This is a genomic window from Klebsiella sp. R390, from assembly GCF_051131745.1.
Taxonomy (GTDB): domain Bacteria; phylum Pseudomonadota; class Gammaproteobacteria; order Enterobacterales; family Enterobacteriaceae; genus Klebsiella.
The window spans coordinates 714,047-736,689 of the sequence record NZ_CP180445.1 but is presented as its reverse complement, the minus strand read 5'-3'; the positions used below and the strand labels follow the sequence as shown (position 1 = coordinate 736,689).

Annotated in this window: 19 protein-coding genes; 5 read left to right on the top strand and 14 right to left on the bottom strand. The window is 55.9% G+C overall.

The window, feature by feature from the left end:
* Positions 1-100 precede the first annotated feature (100 nt).
* The 3 genes from ACMYSP_RS03435 to ACMYSP_RS03425 all read right to left on the bottom strand — a co-directional run bounded on the left by ACMYSP_RS03435 (position 101) and on the right by ACMYSP_RS03425 (position 2,963).
* Positions 101-1,168 carry a hypothetical protein gene (locus ACMYSP_RS03435; RefSeq protein WP_434585586.1) on the bottom strand — a complete coding sequence of 356 codons (1,068 nt, stop codon included), beginning with the start codon at positions 1,166-1,168 and terminating at the stop codon, positions 101-103.
* Positions 1,169-1,214: 46 nt separating this feature from the next.
* Positions 1,215-1,694 carry a hypothetical protein gene (locus ACMYSP_RS03430; RefSeq protein WP_434585585.1) on the bottom strand — a complete coding sequence of 160 codons (480 nt, stop codon included), beginning with the start codon at positions 1,692-1,694 and terminating at the stop codon, positions 1,215-1,217.
* 195 nt (positions 1,695-1,889) lie between these two features.
* On the bottom strand, positions 1,890-2,963 hold the full coding sequence (locus ACMYSP_RS03425; RefSeq protein WP_434585584.1) for a helix-turn-helix transcriptional regulator: 1,074 nt from the start codon (positions 2,961-2,963) through the stop codon (positions 1,890-1,892).
* Between the two features lie 482 nt (positions 2,964-3,445).
* Between ACMYSP_RS03425 and ACMYSP_RS03420 the strand changes: the two genes are divergently transcribed.
* Complete coding sequence (locus tag ACMYSP_RS03420) at positions 3,446-4,357, top strand: GGDEF domain-containing protein (protein WP_434585583.1); 912 nt, start codon at positions 3,446-3,448, stop codon at positions 4,355-4,357.
* Between the two features lie 12 nt (positions 4,358-4,369).
* On the opposite strand, the gene ACMYSP_RS03415 is transcribed toward ACMYSP_RS03420, so the two are convergent.
* Positions 4,370-5,203 carry a helix-turn-helix transcriptional regulator gene (locus ACMYSP_RS03415; protein ID WP_434585582.1) on the bottom strand — a complete coding sequence of 278 codons (834 nt, stop codon included), beginning with the start codon at positions 5,201-5,203 and terminating at the stop codon, positions 4,370-4,372.
* A 252-nt stretch (positions 5,204-5,455) separates the two neighbouring features.
* Between ACMYSP_RS03415 and ACMYSP_RS03410 the strand changes: the two genes are divergently transcribed.
* Complete coding sequence (locus tag ACMYSP_RS03410; RefSeq protein WP_434585581.1) at positions 5,456-6,223, top strand: phytanoyl-CoA dioxygenase family protein; 768 nt, start codon at positions 5,456-5,458, stop codon at positions 6,221-6,223.
* 134 nt (positions 6,224-6,357) lie between these two features.
* Here ACMYSP_RS03410 and ACMYSP_RS03405 read toward each other — a convergent pair whose 3' ends face one another.
* From ACMYSP_RS03405 to ACMYSP_RS03385, 5 genes are read right to left on the bottom strand one after another with little or no spacing between them, the layout of a single operon-like run.
* Entirely contained in the window at positions 6,358-6,699 is a 342-nt protein-coding gene (locus ACMYSP_RS03405) for a PTS fructose-like transporter subunit IIB (protein ID WP_123753747.1), read from the bottom strand.
* Between the two features lie 15 nt (positions 6,700-6,714).
* Positions 6,715-7,590: a [formate-C-acetyltransferase]-activating enzyme gene (locus ACMYSP_RS03400; protein ID WP_434585580.1), complete on the bottom strand. Its 876-nt coding sequence runs from the start codon at positions 7,588-7,590 to the stop codon at positions 6,715-6,717.
* Positions 7,556-9,853, bottom strand: a complete 2,298-nt coding sequence (locus tag ACMYSP_RS03395) for a formate C-acetyltransferase (RefSeq protein WP_434585579.1) — start codon at positions 9,851-9,853, stop codon at positions 7,556-7,558. Before ACMYSP_RS03395 ends, ACMYSP_RS03400 begins: the two co-directional genes overlap by 35 nt.
* 53 nt (positions 9,854-9,906) lie before the next feature.
* Complete coding sequence (locus ACMYSP_RS03390; RefSeq protein WP_434585578.1) at positions 9,907-10,227, bottom strand: PTS fructose-like transporter subunit IIB; 321 nt, start codon at positions 10,225-10,227, stop codon at positions 9,907-9,909.
* 20 nt (positions 10,228-10,247) lie between these two features.
* The gene (locus ACMYSP_RS03385; RefSeq protein WP_154143586.1) at positions 10,248-11,324 is read right to left on the bottom strand and encodes a PTS fructose transporter subunit EIIC; all 1,077 of its coding nucleotides are present in this window, start codon (positions 11,322-11,324) and stop codon (positions 10,248-10,250) included.
* A gap of 310 nt (positions 11,325-11,634) precedes the next feature.
* Between ACMYSP_RS03385 and ptsP the strand changes: the two genes are divergently transcribed.
* A complete protein-coding gene (ptsP, locus tag ACMYSP_RS03380; RefSeq protein ID WP_434585577.1) occupies positions 11,635-14,136 on the top strand; it encodes a phosphoenolpyruvate--protein phosphotransferase in 2,502 nt (833 codons plus the stop codon).
* 93 nt (positions 14,137-14,229) lie between these two features.
* Here the strand turns inward: ptsP and ACMYSP_RS03375 are convergent, their stop codons facing one another.
* Positions 14,230-15,315 (bottom strand): tartrate dehydrogenase, encoded by a 1,086-nt coding sequence (locus tag ACMYSP_RS03375; protein WP_434585576.1) that lies wholly within the window; start codon positions 15,313-15,315, stop codon positions 14,230-14,232.
* A gap of 82 nt (positions 15,316-15,397) precedes the next feature.
* Here ACMYSP_RS03375 and ACMYSP_RS03370 point away from each other — a divergent pair, with 82 nt between their 5' ends.
* Entirely contained in the window at positions 15,398-16,378 is a 981-nt protein-coding gene (locus ACMYSP_RS03370) for a LysR substrate-binding domain-containing protein (RefSeq protein WP_434585574.1), read from the top strand.
* 5 nt (positions 16,379-16,383) lie between these two features.
* Here the strand turns inward: ACMYSP_RS03370 and ACMYSP_RS03365 are convergent, their stop codons facing one another.
* The 4 genes from ACMYSP_RS03365 to puuD form a co-directional block, all read right to left on the bottom strand.
* Positions 16,384-17,664, bottom strand: coding sequence for an NAD(P)/FAD-dependent oxidoreductase (locus ACMYSP_RS03365; protein WP_434585572.1), 1,281 nt, complete (start codon positions 17,662-17,664; stop codon positions 16,384-16,386).
* 2 nt (positions 17,665-17,666) lie between these two features.
* Positions 17,667-19,154, bottom strand: coding sequence for an aldehyde dehydrogenase PuuC (puuC, locus tag ACMYSP_RS03360; protein ID WP_434585570.1), 1,488 nt, complete (start codon positions 19,152-19,154; stop codon positions 17,667-17,669).
* A gap of 256 nt (positions 19,155-19,410) precedes the next feature.
* The gene (gene puuR, locus ACMYSP_RS03355; protein ID WP_123753757.1) at positions 19,411-19,968 is read right to left on the bottom strand and encodes an HTH-type transcriptional regulator PuuR; all 558 of its coding nucleotides are present in this window, start codon (positions 19,966-19,968) and stop codon (positions 19,411-19,413) included.
* 25 nt (positions 19,969-19,993) lie between these two features.
* Entirely contained in the window at positions 19,994-20,746 is a 753-nt protein-coding gene (gene puuD / locus ACMYSP_RS03350; RefSeq protein WP_434585568.1) for a gamma-glutamyl-gamma-aminobutyrate hydrolase, read from the bottom strand.
* A 226-nt stretch (positions 20,747-20,972) separates the two neighbouring features.
* Between puuD and ACMYSP_RS03345 the strand changes: the two genes are divergently transcribed.
* The gene (locus ACMYSP_RS03345) at positions 20,973-22,391 is read left to right on the top strand and encodes a glutamine synthetase family protein (protein WP_123753759.1); all 1,419 of its coding nucleotides are present in this window, start codon (positions 20,973-20,975) and stop codon (positions 22,389-22,391) included.
* The last annotated feature ends 252 nt before the right edge of the window (positions 22,392-22,643 follow it).

Sequence of the window (22,643 nt, the reverse complement as noted above, 5' to 3'; positions counted from 1 at the left end):
TGGCGACGATGCTGATGGCGGATCCAGCAGGGCGGCCACCGCTGAGATACAGCAGTGGCCGATTTGGCTTTCATATTGTGATGATTTTCTTTGTGTTGTATCAGACTGGACGCAAAAAGAATGTCGTGGGTGTTCTGCCATTTCCACTGGCGAACCGTTCATGAGGTACAGGTTGCTGATTGTCGGCAATCAGCATTTTGTCGCTATCGCTACGTTTCAGAACCAGATAAATATGATCATAACCATGATGTGCAGTAGGGCCGCAGGTGGAGCCGACATCGCCAGGTTGCTGTTGACCAACAGGGATGACGTTCCATTTTCTTTCATCACGAAGATAATTACCCAACGCTAATGCCTGCATAATATCGGGAACGGCAATTCCTCCTGCTTGTAATAAGTTAGATAAATTTAGGGCGCAACCATCATGTGGCCAATACTCATGAGCTAATTTGAAAAGCTCAGTTGCAGCGACAGCCTGAACTTTTTCGTAACGTGCAGGCGTGGTGGCAATATTCAACACGTCGAGCATTTTTTCTTTGTCGCTTAGAGGCTGTATTTTATCAGCTAAAATCTCAGCAGCGGGGGTATGTAGCGTGACGAATGTCTGAAACTCTTCCACGGCATCACGTCGCACGTGAGAAATAACCTTAGTGGGGTCTTTTATCGTTCCGCACCAGCTGGTGTTGAAACGTAACAATCGAGCACAATACTCTATAGCCAGCTTGTGGTCTGTTTTCATTTTGGTAATGAATGTTTCGGGTGTATCTATGCCATGCTGCCTGACAAAATCACGGAGTGCCGGGCCCCCTTTGTCGATGCTGTCAAATGACACCTGAAACGCCCCGGTTTCCTCGCTTTCAATGTGAGCCTTTGAACGTTCATTTTCCTCATCAACGCCTGCCTTCCAGCGCCAGTCTGATTCAAACCCCGCTTGCACACGAAGCACTTCACACATGACGGCTTTACGGTGTAAAAGGCTGGTGTAGGGCCCCAGCGCTCCTTTCATGACCGCATAGATATCATGAAGCTTATTTTCAGCGAAAATATCATCAGGTAAATCTTCTAAAGTATCGACTAACTGTTCCAGAAACTCTATGGGTGGGCTGGCGTGTTGCGCGCTGACAGGGTAGCGAGTCGTGATGAATATGCGTTTGTTCAGAGCATCCATAACACTCTCCTTCATGATGTTTATTAACATTGCGATGTTTATTGGTCTATTTATTAGAGGTTAACCCCTGAAATAGAGATGCGAACTTATTCACCAGATAAGGCGCAAACAATGTCATACCGGCAACCAGGAATTTAATGATTTCACTAAGAGCATCTGGGTCTGATATTTTATTGTTCTTGCCAAAATCAAGCAGTAATAATGATCCGAAGCCGATATACATGAACAAAATGACCAGCATACCGATCAGTGCAATAAGTCGGCTTGAACTGGCTTTCATTTCTGTGACCAGAAACGGTTTACCATCACCATCATAAAGGGGAGTCTTTGTCACTGTATCAACGCCGTTCTTAGATTCTTTAACCTCTGTGGTAGCGGATAATTCAACATCTTCAGAAAGCGCATCAGCTAAAGACCATTCTTTAGGAAGAGACTTGCGGATGACTAAAATTGAAAGTAATGTGCCAAAGATAACGATAAAAAACACAAGATAAACTAAAAATGAGTAACTGTGTGATGAAGACATAAGTGTACTCCTCGTTAATATTAAACTCACTTATGGTTGGCGCTTGAAGATAAAATAATATGCACCTGGATTGTTTGATTGCCTGGTCTTATCCATGCCTGTTACAGGGTCCTAAAAATTACCCTTGTATAAGGTTAAGTATAATGGTGGAAAGATAACCTACATTCATTCAAATGAATGAGTGGTTAAAAAAAATTAGCCGTGAATAGCCCTGATAATGAGCAGGAGTTCAGACTGATTACGGGTGTGTGTCTTCCGGTAAAGAGCGCTAAGGTGGGTTCTGACGGTGGTGATGGACACGCCAAGATGCAAGGCGCATTCATTCGGGGTCATCCCTCTGACCAGCAGTTCTGCCACCGCATTCTCGGCGGGTTTGACATTAAATAGCTCCATTAATGCATTGCTGCTGAAGAAAGGCTCAGGAATGATGATGCAAGCTGTACCGGGATTTCGTGGGGCCGGAATGACCAGAATCGGTGTGGGATTCCGTCCGGCGGTATAGCATAATCCTGCCCGAGGTCGCGCGGTTGTCAGAGTGGCCTGTTCGATAGCATGTCTCAGTTTTTTACTGTCGGTATTGAGGTTTAGCGTGTCAGCCCCCACGGGCCAGACCACCTTATGATTGTTGCGCTGGTAATTTTCGGCGTGGGCAGTGGCGTAAAGAATTTTCCCGGCATGATCCACCAGCCAGACCGGGTAAATCCCGTTATCGATGACGGTACTCTGATATTTAATGGTATTACGAAGCTGTTCAAACCTGGCGTGAATCTGACTAGCGGCAATTAACGCTGGGATAAGGCGCCGGAACACGTCAAATTGTTCAGGTCGGGGATAGGTAGCGTCATTCGCTGTCATCAGCGATAGATAGGTGGAATAGCCATTGATGGTACATAACTTAACGCTGGTTAGATAATTAAGATCGTTCGGGTGATGAAATTCATTGTAATAAATACTGTTAGTGATGAATTTATCTCCTAAAAAATCTCTGTCTCTGTACATTTGCCCGATAGGTAATCCCGTCAATATTTTTTCAGCAGGATCGATTGCCAGAAACACATCCCGGTAGGCCGTAAAGACCTTGTCATCGAAGAGCAATGAATCTGACATCAGATGCGCATTACCTTTGTCATAATAAAGCAATGCTGCGTACTGATGTCCTGTCAGTAACGCAAGTTTCTGCAGCGCGGGTTTCCAAAATTGCGGGTCAAGCGTTGCCATTAGGATATTTTCTAAAATTTCCAGATATATTATTTCCGGATCAATAGCCATAACGACACCTTATATTTAGTGTTTAGCCTGCCAGATGTGGCTAGTGATGCAGGTACTGTTATCATAGTCCCGGTAGATAAATGATGGCAATCTTGCCTCGGTCAGTTGGCATGGAAATTCATAAATGGCTTTGACCCCATTATTTTTCGGTGGGCTTCGTGCTTTTCATAAAATTTCTCGCTGTCTCAGTAACAGAATCTTCCGGCATTCCACAGTCCTGCAAAGTCCTTGCACCCAGCATCCATAGCTAAATTTCCGCAGCACTAACGTGATACCATCCGCGCCACTGACCTCGTCGCCATGGATTGGTAGCACGTTGGAAAAATTCCGCGGGGTCAGTCTATTCTTTTCGTCACATCCTTATGATTCCTTGAAATCAAACCGAATTTATCTTTAACCCTCAGAAAATTATCATTTTTATTCGACGAAAAACCACGGGCTGCTATGCTACCTGTTGAAAAGTTCTGATACCGCCGAGAGACATGCCGATGTTGAACTCAGAAAAGAATATCAATATAAAAACCCAGCCAGTCAGTCCCCATACCAACCTTTTCCCGGCGTTACTGGTGATCGTCGCCGTCGCCACGTTATGTATTGCCATTTCGACACCATTAGGCCCCTGGGACGTGATTTTTGCTAAAGCCGGGCTGTATATCGATTTGCTGGCGCTGCTGTTTTTGGTCTTTATGTTGTGGATCTCGTCGAAAGTCAGAATGAGCCATGTCGCGGTGAACTGGGTGCGCTACGGGCTGCTGCTGTGGATAGCCGGGGGCACCTTTGATTTAATGGATGAAATGTTCGTTCAGCCGAGATGGATGGGGTACTACTGCGAAGATCTGTTGCGGCTGTCGGGCATGCTATTGACCACGATTGGCATCTACAAAATCATCGAACGGATTAACGTTCTGTACGTCGACGCGCGCTCCCAGTCATTAAAAGATGAACTGACCCAGCTGCCTAACCGACGTTTCTTTATCGATACGATCCGCGAAAAACAGGACCATAGCCCGGTGGCGTTGATGATCCTCGATATCGATTTCTTCAAGAAGATTAACGATACCTACGGCCATCTGGTGGGCGATGAGGTGCTATTCGCGCTGGGTAAGCAACTGTCGAAACTGACCAGCAACACGGTCCTGCCGGCGAGGATCGGCGGCGAGGAGTTTGCTATCATCGTTGACGGGATGCCCGCCGATGAGGTGGCACAGCTCGCAGAGTCCATTCTGCTCAATGTCGGTTCCATTCTGATTAATCACGATTATCCGCTGTCGGTGAGCATTGGCGTTGGGATGCGGGAAAAAGATGAACCCCAGGATGCGTTTATTAAGAAAGTGGATGAAGCGCTCTATGCTGCGAAACACAACGGTCGCGGCCGGGTGGAGTGGGCTGTCTAGCATGGCCTTGCCTTACCCCTGCTGCGCGCTGCGGCAGTGGCGGCGGTATTCGGACGGCGAGCGCTCGGTGTAGCGTTTGAATACCCGGCAGAAGTAGTTGCTATCGACAAATCCGCAGTTGTGGGCAATCTCTTTGACCTTGAGATCGTAGCCGCGCAGCAGTTTTTTCGCCTTTTCCAGGCGCACGCTGGTGAGGAATTCATTGAAGCCGACGGAGCCTGATTTCTGGAAAATATGCGACAGGTAGTTAGGCGTAATGTGAAAGCGCCTGGCTACCGATTCGCGGGTTAAAGGCTGGCTGAGGTGCTCTTCAAGATAATCCTGCACCGCCATAAACAGGTCGCGACTGCGGCTGACCCGCATCTCCAGCCCCACCAGTTGCTCAAGACAGTGGCTCAATAACGCAGAGACCACCAGTCGGGCGGTCACCGGGTCCGGCTGCAGACAGATTTCATTCAGCGACAGCAGCAGATAGGAGCCGACCCGCGGCCCCAGACGGGCGACGTTCTGTTTTTCCGTCCGCAGCTGTTTGCCGTCCCAGTGCTGCAGACAAAACCCCAGCTTCTGGCGGCCAAACAGGATGCTGAGCGTCGATGCCGGCCCGTTCCATTCCGGCAGCGTCCATTTTCCGGCCTGAACATACAGGACCTGTGAGGCGGAGAGCATTGTCTCCGACAGCGGCAGCCCGTTCTCCTTTAGCTCACCCTCGAGCACAATTTCCAGTCGCGGAAACGGGACTTTCAGCGCCAGCGCGGGCTCGGAGATATCCGGGTCGGGGAACCTGGCATGCAGATTATCTTTCTGATTTACCAAACGATTTAAAATATCTGCCAGATCGTCAATCATCCTGTAGGCCTTAGCATGGAGTAATTATCTTGTTGATTGTCATCTATTTTATAACAGCTGAGCGTGCACGATGCGCTATTCACATCATGGATCGCATCGAGCAGACGGGTCGGGACGACAGACTTTGAGGCGTGTCACATTTTTCCCTGCCGTGTACGCGTGTCCAGTTTTTCGTAGTTTTGCCTTCATGTTTTCCGCCTCGCCGCAGCTTAGAGTTTGTTCTGTGTTATCGATACGTTAAGGAATATAAATATGGAACAACAATCTGCGGTTTATCTGAATGCGCTGGGGGCGAACATCGAACTGCCTCCGAAGATGAAAGAAGAGCTGGATACCCTGGGCTATACCGTGGTGCATAACGTTGCGGACCCGGAGTGGCTGGCGGCGATGCGCGAGTTGATTGACGCTATCGTCGAGAAAGAGGGCGATAATCTGGCGATTGAACATCATCAGGAGGCAACGGCGACGCGCATTGCCAACCTGATTAACAAAGGGGTGATTTGGGAAAAAGTCTGGTCGCATCCGCTGATCCTCTCCGCCTGCCAGTATGTTTTTCAGGGCGATTTTAAGGTTTCCAGCCTGAACGCGCGGGAAGCGTTGTTTAACGGCGGCCAGCAGCCGCTGCATGCGGACTGGAAGAAACCCCGTCCGGATTTTCCGAAAGTACATCTGGTGAACACCATTTGGGCTATCGATGATTTAAGCGCGGAAAATGGCGCGCCGCGTATTATTCCCGGCACGCATCAGCGCCCAGAGCTGCCGGAAGAGGTGCTGGACGATCCGGAGTTAACGCACCCTGACGAGGTGGTATTTGCCGCACCGGCGGGCAGCGTGATGATTTATAACGCCCATGCCTGGCATGGCGGGACCCGCAATCGGGTCGGCAGCAGGCGCCGGGTACTGCACGGGTTGTACATCGACCGGGAAGATACCGCGCAGCAGGATCAGCAGCGCTGGTTAACGCCGCAGACCGCGAGCCGCCTGACGCCGGCGCAAAAATGGCTGCTGGGCGTAGCCTAAATTTGACGTTGCCGTTTGGTGTTGTTCCCCGGAGGCGGCAGGCCAGCATCGTCTCCGGTCGTGTAGCCCGCACAGGTGCACAGCACCGCCTCCGGGGAAAACTGAAGATGCCCGAAGAAGGATTCTCCCCGGGTTCAGGGGATGTCGATATAAACCACCGGCTTTTTCATAATGCACTTCACCGCCTCGATAATCAGCTGCGGCTGCAACAGGAAGGTTTTGATGCTGGTCTTAATGGTGCGGATGCCGTGAAAACGTTTTGCGTCGTCAATTTCAATATCCGTCACCAGCAGGACGACATCAACATGGGCGATATCGTCAGCCGTGATTTTGTTCTCTACTCCCAGCGCGCCCTGGGTCTCGATTTTAATATGCCACTTTTCAAGGTGGCCCACCTTTTCCAGACGCTCGGCCGCCATGTAGGTATGCGCGACGCCGCTGACGCAGGCCGTTACGGCAACGATATTAACATCCATCGTATCCTCCTGGCGTTATCCGCCGATGGTCACCTGAAAACCGGACTGTTCAGCCAGCGCCCTGAAGGGGTGAATTTCAGACGCCTCCGGGGCGCGAACTCGCGACATTGCCCCGATTTTTCCCAGTAAGTGATATTTGGCTTCGCCGTATTGATGGAACGGCAGAAGATGAATTTCGGGCAGCTTAAAGGGGGCCAGGAACGCCAGAATCTGGCGGAAATTCTCTTCGTTGAGGGTATACCCCGGAATGAGCGGCACCCGGGGAATAACCTGAATATTCGCCGCGACCAGCCGGGTGAAATTATCCCGTACCCGCGGCATATTTATCTGCAGTACCGTTTGAGCCCGGGCGTCATCCATAATTTTCAGATCAAACAGCACTTCATCGCAGGTTTGCGCCAGCGGGAAAAAGCGGCTGAATGCGGCGTCGCCCGCCGTTTCAATGGCGGTGCGGATCCCCCATTCGCGCAGCCGGCGCAGCAGATGCGTAGCAAATTCAGCCTGCATCAGCACTTCGCCGCCCGACAGCGTGACACCGCCGCCGGAGGCGCGGAAGAAGACCTCATCTTTCAGCACCTCCTTCAGCAGATTATCCAGGGTGACGTCGCGGCCTATTTGCTCCCAGGCACCGGTGGGGCATTCGACCACATCCTGCTGGCAATGGGCGCAGTGCAGGCACTTGCTCTCCCGACGCACGGTCTGGATTTTGGGCGAGATCGACTCCGGGTTAGCGCACCACGGACAGGCGTGCGGACAGCCCTTAAAGAACACGACGGTACGGATACCCCGACCGTCGTTCAACGAGTAGCGCTGGATGTTAAAAATGCGTGCCCTGTCGGCACGCGTGGCCATCACCTCACAGCTGATGCGCGGTGCGACGGATAATGTCATCCTGAATCTCCTGCGACAGCTCGACGAAAAAGGCGCTGTAGCCCGCGACGCGCACCACCAGACCGGCAAAATCCTGCGGTCGTTGCTGGGCTTCCCGCAGCGTATCGGCGTTGACCACGTTGAACTGAATATGCTGCAGCTTCAGCCGGGTGAAGGCTTGTAAAAAATCTGCCAGCTTGTTGAGCCCGCTATCTCCGGCCAGCGTCGCCGAGGTGAATTTGACGTTCAGCAGCGTCCCGTTGGAAAGCAGGGTGTTATCCAGCTTGCTCACCGATTTCAGCACCGCCGTTGGCCCGAGGGCATCCTGACCGACCATCGGCGACAGTCCGCCGTCCGCCAGCTGTTCACCGGCCAGGCGTCCGTCCGGCGTCGCGCCGACCACCGAGCCCAGCGGCACGTGGGCAGAGACGGTGTAGGATCCGGGGGTAAAGCGGCCGCCGCGTGGGTTCTCGTAGCGTTCCACCTCTTTACAGTAAAAGCGCAGCAGATCGGCGCTGATGTTGTCCACGTCGTCGATATCGTTACCGTATTTTTCAAAGCGGTTGATCAGCCGGGCGCGAATTTTGTCGCCCTCCGGCGTCTGGAAGTTGGCTTTCAGCACTGCAACCAGCTCCGCGAAGCTCAGGCGTTGTTGCTCAAACACCATCCCATTTAGGGCGTGTAGCGAATCGCTCAGGTTGGCAATGCCGATACCCTGCACGCCGGAGAAGTTATAGCGCGCGCCGCCTTCGGTAATGTCTTTGCCATGCGGCACGCAATCCTCGACGAACGAGGAGAGCAAAGGCACCGGTGCCCAGTCGCGGTGGCCGATATCGCAGATATTGCTGCCTTCGACCATGAGCTTGATGTAGTAGCGGATCTTGTCACGGATCTGCACCATCAGCCCGTCCCAGGTGATGTCCGGGTTGTTTTCATTTTCCAGCATCACGATTTCCATCACCTTCAGCAGGTTGAACATCGCGATATCGTGCAGGCCGTACGTCCGTCCGGGGATCGACAGCTCTACGCAGCCGACCACCGCGTAATCCCGCGCATCTTCCAGCGACACGCCGCGGTTGAGAAACGCCGGGATCACCACTTCATCGTTGAAGATCTGTGGAATGCCGGTGCCCAGGCGGATGGTCTCGGCGGTTTTGCGCAGGAAAGGGCGGTCAATCAGCTCGTTGACCCGCACGCCGAGGTTCGGCTGCGGCAGGCGAACGTTCTGATAGGCGTCGAGGGACAAAAAGGAGAGGATATTCACCGCGCTGCGCCCGGTTTCGCTCAGGCCGCCGAGCAGGGCGGTATAGCCGGTAGGGAAGCCGGCGAAATAGCGCGCGCTGCTGGTGGAACGCAGCAGGACGATATCGTTACATTTCACCCACAGTGACTCCAGCAGCTCCTGCAGGAACTGCGGGTCCTGGCCGCGATTCAGCGACGCCTGATAATAGGGCAGCATGTACTGGTCAAAACGTCCCAGGGAAATCGAACTGGCGTTAGATTCATACTGCAAAATGATGTTCATATACCAGAACAGCTGGCAGGCCTGGGCGAAATCTTCCGGACGGTGCCGCGCATTGTGGCGCGACGTGGCGGCAATGGTTTCCAGTTCCTTGCGCCGCAGCGGGTCAACGCAGGCGACGGCCATCTCATCGGCCAGGGCCGCATAGCGCAGGATATGGCGCTGGGAGGCCTGCAGCAGGATCAGCACCGCCTCGTAAAACGCGTTTTGCGGGTGCTGGGCGTGGAGCGCATCCAGTTCCGCCACCAGCGCGGCGAGGCCATTGCCCAGCAGGCGTGGGTAGTCGATGATGATATGTCCCTGGCCTTTATCGGTCTGGTTCACGCTAAAAATCTGCGTGCTGATGGCGCGTTTTACCTCATCGGTCATCTGCTGGTTGATAAAGTCCTTCATTGAGCGCTTTTCCCAGTAGGGGAACAGCATTTCCCGGTAGATGCGCTGGTCTTCTTCACTGATGTTGAAGCGGTCCTGAGGACGGGTCGGGAAACTATCCAGCTCGTTAAGCAGCCAGTAGGGGTCCATCTCCGGAGAGATAATCCCGGCACGCGGCTTCACGGTACGGTTACCGGCGATCAGTTCATCATCACGAATCGAAATCTGCACATGGTCGAGGATCCAGGCGGTCGCTTTGGCCCGGCGGATCATCACCGGTTCTCCTTCTGTCTGCTGATGGCTGGCGGTATAGAGCAGGGCGCGCTCGAGGGAGATCTCCCGCGGCTGGGCGAACAGACGATCTTTCAGGCGTTGAGTGCGATTGGTCATGACAAACTCCATGTTATTCAGGCGGGGCACAAACCGTGCCCCGCGTTATTCATTCAGGCCTTCTGGGCAAGATGGCTGTCGATTTTGTTCATAATGGCGTCGGCCCGTTTCACCGCGTCGCTGATGTTGACGCGCACGATGGTTTTGCCGGCGAAGCGTTCTTCGAACTTGATACCGATATCTTTAGTGAGGATCACGATATCGGCGCTGGCGACGTCTTCGCTGTTTAGCTCGTTCTCAATCCCGATAGAGCCCTGCGTTTCGACTTTGACCTGCCAGCCCTTAGTTTTGGCGGCGCTCTCCAGCGACTCGGCGGCCATATAGGTATGGGCAACGCCAGACGGGCAAGCGGTAACGGCGATAATTTTGGTCATACAATATTCCTTCCCGTGTATCAGTTAATTTCGAAATCAAGATCTATCTCGTCGTCGGCTTTCGCGGCGGACGCTTTCTTTCTGGCGAGGGCTTTGAGCAGGATGACGCAGCCCGCGCTGACCACGGCTCCCACCAGCAGGCCCGCAATAAAGCCGCCTTTGCCCTGCACCACCGGCAGGACAATCAGCCCGCCCCAGCCGGCGTAACACTGTGCGCCGAGCAGCGCTGCGGTCACGCAGCCTGCCGCCGCGCCAATCATATTGGCGGGGATCACCCGCAGCGGGTCAGCGGCGGCGAAAGGAATCGCGCCTTCGGTGACGCCTACGCACCCCATCACCAGCGCGGCTTTACCGGTTTCGCGCTCTTCCGCAGAGAAGTATTTGCGGCCAATCAGCGTCGCCAGCCCCATGCCCAGCGGCGGTACGGCGATACCGACGGCGGCGATGGCGACCACGCTGTAGACCCCTTGTGAGACGCAGATCAGCATGAAGGCGTAGGCGACTTTGTTGACCGGGCCGCCCATGTCGAAGGCCAGCATCAGCCCCATAATGACGGCCAGCACGATGATGCTGCCTTCGCGCATTCCCTGCAGCCAGCCGGTCAGGCTGGCGGTCAGCGCGCCAATCGGCTCACCGAGGCCCCACATCATGATCCCGGCGGTAATAAAGGTGCCGATAATGGGAATAACGAAGATAGGCATCACCGAGCGCAGCACTTTGTGCACCGGGATTTTTTTCAGGTAGTAGACCACCAGGCCGCCAATCAGCCCGGCAATCAGCGCGCCGAAGAAACCGGCGCCAAAGCTGTTGCCGACCCAGGCGCCGATGGCACAAGGGGCCAGCGCCGCGCGGTCGGCGATGGAGTAGCCGATATAGGCCGCCAGAAACGGCACCATCAGCGTCAGGCCGGCCACGCCAATATCAAACAGTTTTTTGAGGTTAGGGTCGGAGACCGCATCGGGCACCGCCCCCTTGCCATACAACATGACGGAGACCGCCAGCAGGATCCCCCCGGACACGACAAAGGGGATCATGTGCGAGACCCCGGTCATAAGATGCTGGCGTGTATTTTTTAGTATTTGCACCAGTTCGTTCATCATTTTTCTCCTGAGCGCTGTGTGGCCCGTGACTGAGTTGATGCATCAACCTTAGAAAAAGGGCGACGCTTAAAACAGTAGAGAAAAAGTGCATTTACTGGATATTTGTAAGGTGAGCAGAAAATTGCGATCCACCTCAAATGTTAGTCTTGCCGGGAGATTGAATGATGTTGCCACGGGATTTGTGATGGCGAGCATAAAAACGAACGAAGCATACAATTGTCCAGTAATTGCCAGTTTTGTCGCGTAGTGACTGGCAAAGACATTCTTTACCTTTTGAATAACTCACGCATTGCTCAGGAGGAAGGCGATGGCTCTGGTAATTGAATTCATATGTGATTTGCCCAATGGCGTCCATGCGCGACCGGCAAGTCTGGTAGAAACGCTGTGTAACAGGTTTTCGTCTTCGGTCGAATGGGTCAATACCCGCGGCGACGGGCGCGGCAACGCCAAAAGCGCGCTGGCGATTATCGGCACGAATACCCTCAAAGGGGATGGCTGCCAGCTGATTATTGCAGGTCAGGACCAGCAGCAGGCGTTCGATGCGCTGTCGGCGTTTATGCGTGATGAGTTTCCGCACTGCGATGCGCCGTTGCCGACGGTGGACAAGATGGATATCCAGCCGGTGCCGCAATCGCTGTCACGCCTTAATCCGACCCTGTTTCACGCGTTACCGGTCTGTGCGGGCAGTGCCGGAGGCGTGCTCACGCACCTGAAATCTCTGGATCTGCGCGACGCCGGGACGCTGCCTGCGGCGGGGAGTATCGAGCAGGAGCAGGCGTTACTGGATAACGGCCTGACGCTGCTGGTTAAAAATATCGCGTTTCGGCTGCTGGACAACGATGGCACCGCCAGCGCGATCCTTGAAGCGCATCGCTCTCTGGCGACCGATGCCTCGCTGCGCCAGCACCTGCTGGGCGGGCTGCTGACCGGCCTGAGCTGCGCCGAGGCCATCGTCGCCACTGGTGAACATTTTTGCGCGCAGTTCAGCGCCTCCGGTAACGCGTATTTGCAGGAACGGGTGCTGGACGTTCGCGATGTCTGCTTCCAGTTGCTGCAGCATATCTATGGCGAATCGCGCTTTCCGGCGCCGGGCAAACTGATGCAAGCGTCCGTCTGCCTTGCCGATGAGTTAACCCCCAGTCAGTTTCTGGAGCTGGATAAAACGCTGCTCAAAGGCCTGCTGTTGCGCAGCGGCGGCACTACCTCGCATACGGTGATCCTCGCGCGATCGTTCAATATTCCAACCCTGGTGGGGGTCGATGTGACGGCACTACTGCCGTGGGTTGACCAGCCGGTGCAGATCGACGGCAATGCTGGTCTGGTGGTGGTGCAGCCGGATGAGGCGGTGACACGCTACTACCGGCAGGAGGCCTGGGTGCAGGCGCAAATACACCAGCAGCAACAGGGCTGGCTGGATAAAGCGGGCCGGACTGAAGACGGCATTCGCGTAGAGGTGGCGGCGAATATTGCGCACTCTGTCGAGGCCGCGGCGGCGTTCGGCCATGGCGCGCAGTCGGTGGGACTGTTCCGCACCGAAATGCTGTATATGGATCGCCCAAGCGCGCCGTCGGAAAACGAACTCTACAATATTTTTTGCCAGGCGCTGGAGCCAGCCAACGGGCGCAGCATCATCATTCGCACCATGGATATCGGCGGCGATAAGCCCGTGTCCTACCTCAATATCCCGGCGGAGAACAACCCGTTCCTCGGCTACCGGGCGGTGCGGATCTATGAAGAGTATCAGGCGCTGTTCCGTACCCAGCTGCGGGCCATATTGCGCGCGTCGGCGCACGGCTCGCTGAAAATTATGATCCCGATGATTTCCTCAATGGAGGAGATCCTGTGGGTGAAAGAGCAGCTGGCGGATGCGAAACAGTCGCTGCGTAGCGAGCATATTCCGTTTGATGAGACGATCCCCTTCGGCATTATGCTCGAAGTGCCGTCGGTGATGTTTATCATCGACCAGTGCTGTGAAGAGATTGATTTCTTTAGTATCGGCAGCAACGACCTGACCCAGTATTTGCTGGCGGTGGATCGTGATAACGCCCGGGTGACGCGCCACTATAACAGCCTCAATCCGGCGTTTTTACGCGCGCTGGATTATGCGGTTCAGGCGGTGCATCGCCAGGGGAAATGGATCGGCCTGTGCGGCGAGCTGGGGGCTAAGGGGTCGGTGCTGCCGCTGCTGGTGGGACTGGGGCTGGACGAGCTGAGCATGAGCGCGCCGTCGATCCCGGCGACCAAAGCGCGTCTGGCACAGCTCGACAGCCGCGCCTGTCGGCAACTGCTGAATCAGGCGATGCAGTGCCGCACCTCGCTGGAGATAGAGCATCTGCTGGCCCAGTTCCGCATGACCCAGCAGGATGCGCCGCTGATTACTGCCCAGTGCATTACCCTCAACAGCGACTGGCGCAGTAAAGAGGAGGTGCTCAAAGGCATGACCGATAACCTGCTGTTGGCCGGCCGCTGCCGCTACCCACGCAAGCTGGAGGCCGACCTGTGGGCTCGTGAGGCGGTGTTCTCCACGGGGTTAGGCTTTAGCTTTGCCATTCCGCACAGCAAGTCAGAGCATATTGAGCAGTCGACCATCAGCGTGGCGCGTCTGGCGCAGCCGGTGGCGTGGGGTGATGACGAGGCGCAGTTTGTGATTATGCTGACCCTCAACAAGCATTCCGCCGGCGACCAGCATATGCGGATCTTCTCGAGGCTGGCGCGACGCATTATGCACGAAGCGTTCCGCCAATCGCTGGTGACGGCGGAAAGCAGCGAGGCGATTGCCGCGCTGCTGCAACGGGAGCTGGAGCTGTAACCCGGACGTCCTCCCCGGTGGCGCTGCGCTGACCGGGCTACGGGCTCGCGGTAGCCCGGACAGGCGCAACGCGCCGCCTCCGGGGGATTTTTCTTACCGGCCCAGCGCCTGGCAAATTGCAGCGCCCACCTGTTGGGTAGAGGCGCTGCCCTGCATATCCGGCGTTTTCGGTCCGCTGGCGATGGTCTGCTCAATCGCCGCCAGAATGCCGTCATGGGCGGCCCGATAACGCGCATCTCCGTTGCCGAGGAAATCGAGCATCATCGCCCCGGCCCAGATGGTGGCGATGGGGTTGGCGATATTTTTGCCGTAGATATCCGGCGCCGAACCGTGCACCGCTTCAAACAGCGACGGGAAGGTGCGCTCAGGATTGAGGTTTGCTGACGGGGCAATCCCGATGGTGCCGGTACAGGCCGGGCCAAGGTCGGAGAGAATATCGCCGAACAGGTTTGAGGCGACCACCACATCAAAACGTTCCGGCTGCAGCACAAAACGGGCGCACAGAATATCGATATGCTGCTTATCCCACTGCACCTGCGGATAGTGCCGGGACATCGCTTCAACGCGTGAATCCCAGAACGGCATGCTGATGGCGAGGCCGTTGGATTTGGTGGCTGACGTTAACGTTTTACGTGGGCGGCTTTGCGCCAGCTCAAAGGCGTAGCGCAGGATCCGATCTACGCCGCGGCGGGTAAACACCGACTCCTGAATCACCACTTCATGCTCGGTCCCCGGATTGACATGCCCACCGAGGGCGGAATATTCCCCTTCGGTATTCTCGCGCACCACGTAAAAATCGATATCGCCGGGCTGCTTGCCGGCCAGCGGGCAGGGAACCCCAGGAAACAGGCGCACCGGACGCAGGTTGACGTACTGGTCAAACTCGCGGCGGAACTTCAGCAGCGAGCCCCACAGGGAGATGTGATCCGGCACGATAGCTGGCCAGCCGACCGCGCCGAAATAGAGAGCATCGAACGGTTTCAGTTGCGCCTGCCAGTCGTCGGGCATCATTTTCCCGTGCCGGGCGTAGTAATCGCAGCTGGCCCATTCAATGTGCTCGAAGCTTAACGCCAGCCCCCAGCGCTCGGCGGCGGCCTGCAGTACGCGAATGCCCTCAGGTAGCACTTCTTTACCGATGCCATCGCCGGGGATGGCGGCAATACGTAGGGTTTTATTCATCGTTGTTCTCAGTTTGCGGTAAGGAAAATTGACTTCATCGCTATCCTATAATTGACTGATTCATAATTAATCCCGTCAACTGGTGAAACATAAAACACGAATCATGAATAATCTGCCGCTGCTGAACGATTTACGCGTCTTTATGCTGGTTGCCCGTCGCGCCGGTTTTGCCGCCGCCGCCGAAGAGCTGGGCGTCTCACCGGCGTTTGTCAGCAAGCGGGTGTCGTTGCTGGAGCAAACGCTCAATGTCCAGCTGCTGCACCGCACCACCCGCCGGGTTGCCATCACCGAAGAGGGAGAGCGTATCTACGAGTGGGGACAGCGCATTTTGCAGGATGTCGACCAGATGATGGATGAGCTTTCCGATGTGCGGCAGGTGCCGCAGGGGACGCTGCGGATTATCAGCAGTTTTGGTTTTGGCCGCCGGGTGGTCGCTCCGGCCCTGTCTGAGCTGGCCCTGCGTTATCCGCAACTGGAGATCCGTTTTGATGTCGCCGACCGGCTGGTGGATTTGGCTAATGAAGGCGTCGATCTGGATATCCGCGTGGGGGACGATATCGCTCCTCATCTGATTGCCCGCAAGCTGGCCACCAATCACCGTATTCTCTGCGCCTCGCCGGAATTTGTGGCCCGCCATTCCCGGCCAAAACAGCTGAGCGACCTTGCCGCACTGCCTTGCCTGGTGATCAAAGAGCGCGACCGGCCTTTTGGTGTCTGGCAGCTGCACGATAAAGAGGGAGAACACGCGATTAAAGTGACCGGGCCGCTGTCGTCGAACCACGGCGAAATTGTTCACCAGTGGTGTCTGGAGGGGCAGGGCATTGCGCTGCGCTCGTGGTGGGACGTCAGGGAAAATATCGCCAGCGGCAATCTGCTGCATCTGCTGCCCGAGTACTATCAGCCCGCCAGTATCTGGGCGGTGTATGTGTCGCGACTGGCGACCTCGGCGAAAATTCGCATCTGCGTGGAGTTTTTGCGCCACTACTTTCAGCAGCATTTCCCGCAGAGCCTTCCCCAGCAAAAGAGTGAGGCAACCTTGCCGACGGCGGGCGCCGTCGGCTGAGGGGATTAAACGCCCAGCCGATCGCGCAGGCTGTAGTACGCCGCGCCCATGGCGGTAAACGGAATACGTAAGCTGCGCCCACCCGGGAACGGATAGTGCGGCAGGTTGGCAAAGGCGTCGAAGCGCTCGGCATCCCCGCGTAGCAGTTCGGAGATCAGCCTCCCGGCGAGGTGGGTACAGGTCACGCCGTGGCCGCTGTAGCCCTGCATGTAATAAATATTGTTATCCAGGCGGCCAAACTGCGGCATCCTCGAGAGCGTCAGCAGGAAGTTGCCGGTCCAGCGGTAATCGATTTTCACCCCTTTCAACTGCGGGAAAGTTTTCAGCAGCTTCGGCATAATCAGGCGTTCGACGTCGTCCGGGTCACGGGCGCCGTAGACTACGCCGCCGCCGTAAAGCAGGCGGTTGTCGCCGGTCAGGCGGTAGTAATCCAGCAGGTAGTTACAATCTTCCACGCAGTAGTTTTTCGGGATCAGCGAGCGCGCCATCTCGTCCGAAAGCGGTTCGGTGGTGACGACCTGGGTGCCGCACGGCATGCTGCGTTTGGCCAGTTCGGGCTCCACTTTATCGCCAAGGTAGGCGTTGCCGGCGACGATCACGTAGCGGGCGGTGACCTGGCCTTTGGCGGTAGTGACCACTGCCGGGCTGGTGTGCTGGATGCGGGTCACCGGCGACTGTTCGTACACCCGGCCGCCGTTAAGGCGAATGGCATCCGCTTCGCCGATGGCCAGGTTCAGCGGATGAATATGCCCGCCACTATGGTCAAGCAGGGCGCCGGTGTAACGGTCGCTGTTGACTTCCTGGCGGATGGCGTTGGCGTCCAGCAGCTCCAGTTGCTGATTACCGTAGCGCTCCCAGTTCGCTTTCTGCTCTTCCAGAGTTTCCAGCTGCTTGTGGTTCATCGCCACAAACAGACCGCCGGGGCGGTAGTCGCACTGGATCTGATAGCGCTGAATGCGCTCGCGAATAATATTGCCGCCCTCGAACATCATGCTGCCGAGCATGCGTGCCGTATCGGGGCCGTAGGTTCGTTCAATCACGTCGATATCGCGGCTGTAGGAGTTGACCAGCTGGCCGCCGTTGCGCCCGCTTGCGCCAAAGCCAATGCGCGCGCTTTCCAGCAGCACTACGTCGTAGCCCATTTCGGCCAGATGCAGGGCCGAAGAGAGGCCGGTATAGCCGCCGCCGACAACACAGACATCGCAGCTGATGGATTCGCTCAGCGTCGGAAAGGGTTCGTAGCGGTTGGCGCTGGCGGCATAATAACTGGTGGTATGTTCGGTCATGATTAAGACTCCAGAGTCATCCATATCGTTTTCAGTTCGGTGAATTTTTCCAGCGCGTGCAGCGATTTGTCGCGTCCGTTGCCGCTCTGCTTATACCCGCCAAACGGCACGGTCATGTCACCATCGTTATAGTTGTTCACAAATACGGAGCCGGCTTTCAGACGGCGGCTCATCCGGTGGGCGCGGGAAAGATCGCGCGTCCAGACCGCGGCGCCCAGGCCGTAATTGCTGTCATTGGCAAGACGCAGGGCTTCTTCTTCTGAGGTGAAGCGGGTCACTACCAGCACCGGGCCAAAAATCTCCTCGCGGCTCAGCGGGGAAGCCGGGTCAACGTCAACGAAAATTGTCGGGCCGACGGCGGCGGGCCACGGGTTTTTACGCCCGTCGAGCAGCAGGGTGCTGTGGCTTTCTCCGACGCGGATGAAGCTGTGCACGCTGTCGGCATGGGTGTTATCAATCAACATGCCCATGGTGGTCTGCGGATCCAGCGGGTTGCCCGGCTGCCAGAGGCGAGCCTGCTCCTGCAGGCGACGCAGAAACTCGTCGGCGATGCTCGCTTCAACCAGCAGACGGGTACCGGCGATGCAGACCTGGCCCTGGTTGTAGAAGATGCCGCCGGCGGTGGCGTTAACCGCCTTTTGCAGATCCGGGCAGTCGGCAAAGACGATGTTGGCGCTCTTGCCGCCCGCTTCCAGCCAGACGCGTTTCATGTTGCTGTCGCCGGCATCTTTTAACAGCTGTTTGCCGGTCCGGGTGGAGCCGGTAAAGGTGAGCACCTCGACGTCGGGGTGCAGGGACAGGGCCTGACCCGCTTCATGGCCGTAGCCGCTGATCACGTTCAGCACGCCGTCCGGCAGGCCGGCCTCTTTCGCCAGCCCGGCCAGACGCAGGGCCGTCAGCGGAGATTTTTCTGACGGTTTCAGGATCACGCTGTTGCCGGTTGCCAGCGCCGGGCCAAGCTTCCAGCAGGCCAGCAGCAGAGGGAAGTTCCACGGCACCACGGCGGCGATGACGCCTACCGGTTCGCGGACGATCATCGCCAGTTCATTGGCGCCAGTAGGGGCCACTTCGCCATACACTTTGTCGATGGCTTCGGCATACCAGCGGATGGCGCGGGCGGCACCGGGAATATCGTCGCGCAGGCTGTGGCGGATCGGTTTCCCGGTATCAAGGGTTTCCAGCAGCGCCAGCTCTTCACGATGGAGCTCCATCAGGTCCGCCAGCTTGTTCAGCACGGCTTTGCGCTGCGCCGGCGAGGCCTGGGACCAGTCGCCGCGATCGAACACGCGGCGGGCGGCCTGAACGGCGAGTTCGACGTCGGCCTTTTTGCCCCGGGCAACGTGCGCCAGCGTCTGCTGTGCGGCGGGGTCGATGGTTTCAAACGTGGTATTATCGACAGCAGAGCAATAGTCGCCATTAATAAATAACCGCGTTTCAATCTCCATGCTTTGCGCTTTATCCTGCCACCAGGCCAGATGTTTGAAATCCATATAAGACTCCTTAATCACATAATCGAATTGTGGGCATGCCGGACCGTGCGGGGCGTAGGGCGTCCCCGGGGTCAGATACCGTTATTGCGCGTTTGACTTACGCGTATATATTCGTGGGCCCGCAGGAAATAAGCCGCCGCACGACGCAGCAGAATCGCTGCGCGGCAGGATATTTGCGTGTTCTTCGCGCCGCGGGATAAGAGGCTTCCGACGGCGCTGGCCTGAAGAAAGCCTGAGATAGTCTCAGGCTAAAAAATCAGAATGTGGTGGGAGTATGGGCACTGATAATTCGGCAAACACCTGCCGAAGTATTGCTGAAACTGTGCGGTATGCCGGTATTAATGGCATAGCTCTGTCCAGCCACCAGATGATACGACTGGCCGTTCATCTCCAGTACGACTTCACCTTCCAGTATGGTGCCAATTTCCTCACCCTGATGTTTGATCCTCTCCCCGGTCGTGGTTCCAGGCTGGTAAGTTTCAAAAATCATCGCCAGCGTACGGTTCGGATTTCCATTATGGACCAGCTTCATCGAAACCCCCTGACTGCCGATTTCGATAAGGTCATCCTGATTAATCACCACCTGGGGTTCATCAGGTTTTTCTGGTTCAGAAAAGAATTCCGAGAGCGACAGCCCATAAACTTTCAGCAGCTTTTGCAGCGTACTGATGGCAGGACTGACTTTGTCCTGTTCTATGGTGCTGATGGCACTATGTGTTAACCCAGACAGTTCGGCGGCACGACGTTGTGAGAGACCCAGCTGTTGGCGGATCGCTGACAGACGTTTTCCTGGCGCCAGTCCGTCATCGCTCATATTTGCATTTCCTTAACTGTAATGGTCAGAGCCGCTGCTTTTCAGCCATGTGGTTCTGACAGGCGGTGATAAAACCTTCAAACAACAAACGCGAGAGGGCATATTCGCTACTGTTCCATTCCGGGTGCCATTGCACGCCCAGCGCGAAAGGGTGGTCATTGACGCTGACCGCCTCTGCCAGTCCATCTGAAGAACGAGCTTCGACGCGCAGACGTGAGCTTATGGTGCGCGCTCCCTGCCCATGTAGCGAGTTTACCCAAAACGTGTTGCAGCCCGGTATTAACTGAGAAAGTAATCCTCCTTCCTGAACCAGAACTTCGTGAGAGGGGGCATATTGTTGTTCAACCGGCAGCTCCGGATCTTCGCGATGCTCAAGGAGCTCCGGCTGTTCGAAAAGACGACGATACAGAGTCCCTCCGGTGGCGACAACCAGTTCCTGTAACCCACGGCAGATGGCGAAAATGGGGATGCGCCTTTCGAGCGCGGCGTTAATCAATGCCATGCTCAGAAGATCACGCCCGGGATCGGCGTCAGGCTCATCGCCGTTTTCACCATAAAGGTGCGGCTGCACATTGCTGGGGCTGCCTGGCAGATAGATGCCATCCAGTTTAGGTAACAACGCGGCAAGCATTTCCGGCTCGGCCAGCGCATGCGGCAGGGCAATCGGCAACCCTCCGGCGTTAATAATGGCATTCAGGTACTTTTCTTGCAGAGTCTGGGTCTGGTGACCCTTCAGCCTGTTCCTGCACATCACGACACCAATAACTGGTCCGTACATTATATTTTCCATGATCGCCCTCACAAAGTGGACTAAATAATGACCGTTTAGCGTGCCAAATGGCCATATCGTTCAATATTTTCTCAATCTAGCAGCGCAAATAGCCGTTTGCAAACTTAATTTAACATTTGACAAACATTTTGTTTGCATACACATTCGAATGGTGGACATTATATTTAACGGCAAGATAGCCAGCGGTCCGAAACCAACACAACGGCGGTGAATGATGGAAACCAATATTGTAGAAGTTGAGAATTTTGTTCAGCAGTCAGAAGAGAGACGGGGCAGCGCATTCACTCATGAAGTGAAGCGCTACCTTGAGCGTTATCCCGAGACGCAGTACGTCGATGTGTTGCTGACCGACCTGAACGGTTGCTTCCGTGGCAAACGTATTCCGGTCTCCAGCCTGAGCAAGCTGGAGAAAGGCTGTTACTTCCCGGCGTCAGTTTTTGCGATGGATATTCTCGGTAATGTGGTGGAAGAGGCCGGGCTGGGTCAGGATATGGGAGAGCCGGATCGTTCCTGCATCCCGGTGCCGGGGACCTTAACCCCTTCAGCTGCCGATCCGCAATCTATCGCTCAGGTACAGCTGACGATGGTGGATGAAGATGGCGCTCCCTTTGACGTTGAGCCGCGGAACGTACTTAACCGCCTCTGGCAGCAGCTGCGCCAGCGCGGATTGTTCCCCGTGGTAGCGGTAGAGCTGGAGTTCTATTTACTGGATCGTAAACGTGATGCCGAAGGCTATCTGCAGCCGCCTTGCGCGCCGGGCACCGGCGATCGCAACACCCAGAGCCAGGTTTACTCGGTGGACAACCTCAACCACTTCGCCGACGTGCTCAATGACATCGATGAGCTGGCCCAGCTGCAGCTGATTCCGGCCGATGGCGCGGTAGCTGAAGCCTCACCGGGCCAGTTTGAAATCAACCTTCACCACACCGATAACGTGCTCGATGCCTGCGATGATGCGCTGGCGTTAAAACGCCTCGTGCGTTTGATGGCCGAGAAGCATAAGATGCATGCCACTTTTATGGCCAAGCCCTATGAAGAGCACGCGGGCAGCGGGATGCATATCCATATCAGCATGCAAAACCACCGGGGCGAAAACGTGCTAGCGGATGCCGATGGTGAAGATTCTGCACTGTTGAAACGCGCGCTGGCCGGGATGATTGACCTGATGCCGTCGTCGATGGCGCTGCTGGCACCGAACGTCAACTCGTGGCGTCGTTTCCAGCCGGGGATGTATGTCCCGACCCAGGCTTCCTGGGGGCATAACAACCGCACAGTAGCACTGCGGATCCCGTGCGGCGATCGTCAAAACCACCGGGTGGAATACCGCGTGGCCGGCGCGGATGCCAACCCGTATCTGGTGATGGCGGCGATCTTCGCCGGCATATTGCACGGGCTGGACAATACGCTGCCGCTGCAGGAAGAAGTGGAAGGCAATGGCCTGGAGCAGGAAGGGCTGCCGTTCCCGATCCGACAGAGCGATGCGCTGTGGGAGTTTATGCAAAACGATAGTCTGCGTGCGCGTTTGGGTGAACGTTTTTGCCACGTTTACCATGCCTGTAAGAATGATGAATTAATGCAGTTTGAACGGCTTATCACCGAAACCGAAATTGAGTGGATGTTGAAAAACGCCTGATGGTCGCCCCGCAAGGGGCCACTGTCGTCGGGCGATAAAGTTGCATCATACGGCCTGAGCGGAGCCTGGTCGGACGTTTTGCTGGAATTCCAGTGATTTCCCGGATGTCGCGTAAAGGAGCGCAGGCGATACCGGGCTTCAGTTAACGACACAGTGTGTGACGAGGAAAGAGATGATGCCGATGTTCAAATATCCGCAGGGAGAAGGGGGCCATGAAGGCCGCAAGATGTCCGAATCAACCGCCGCTCGTTG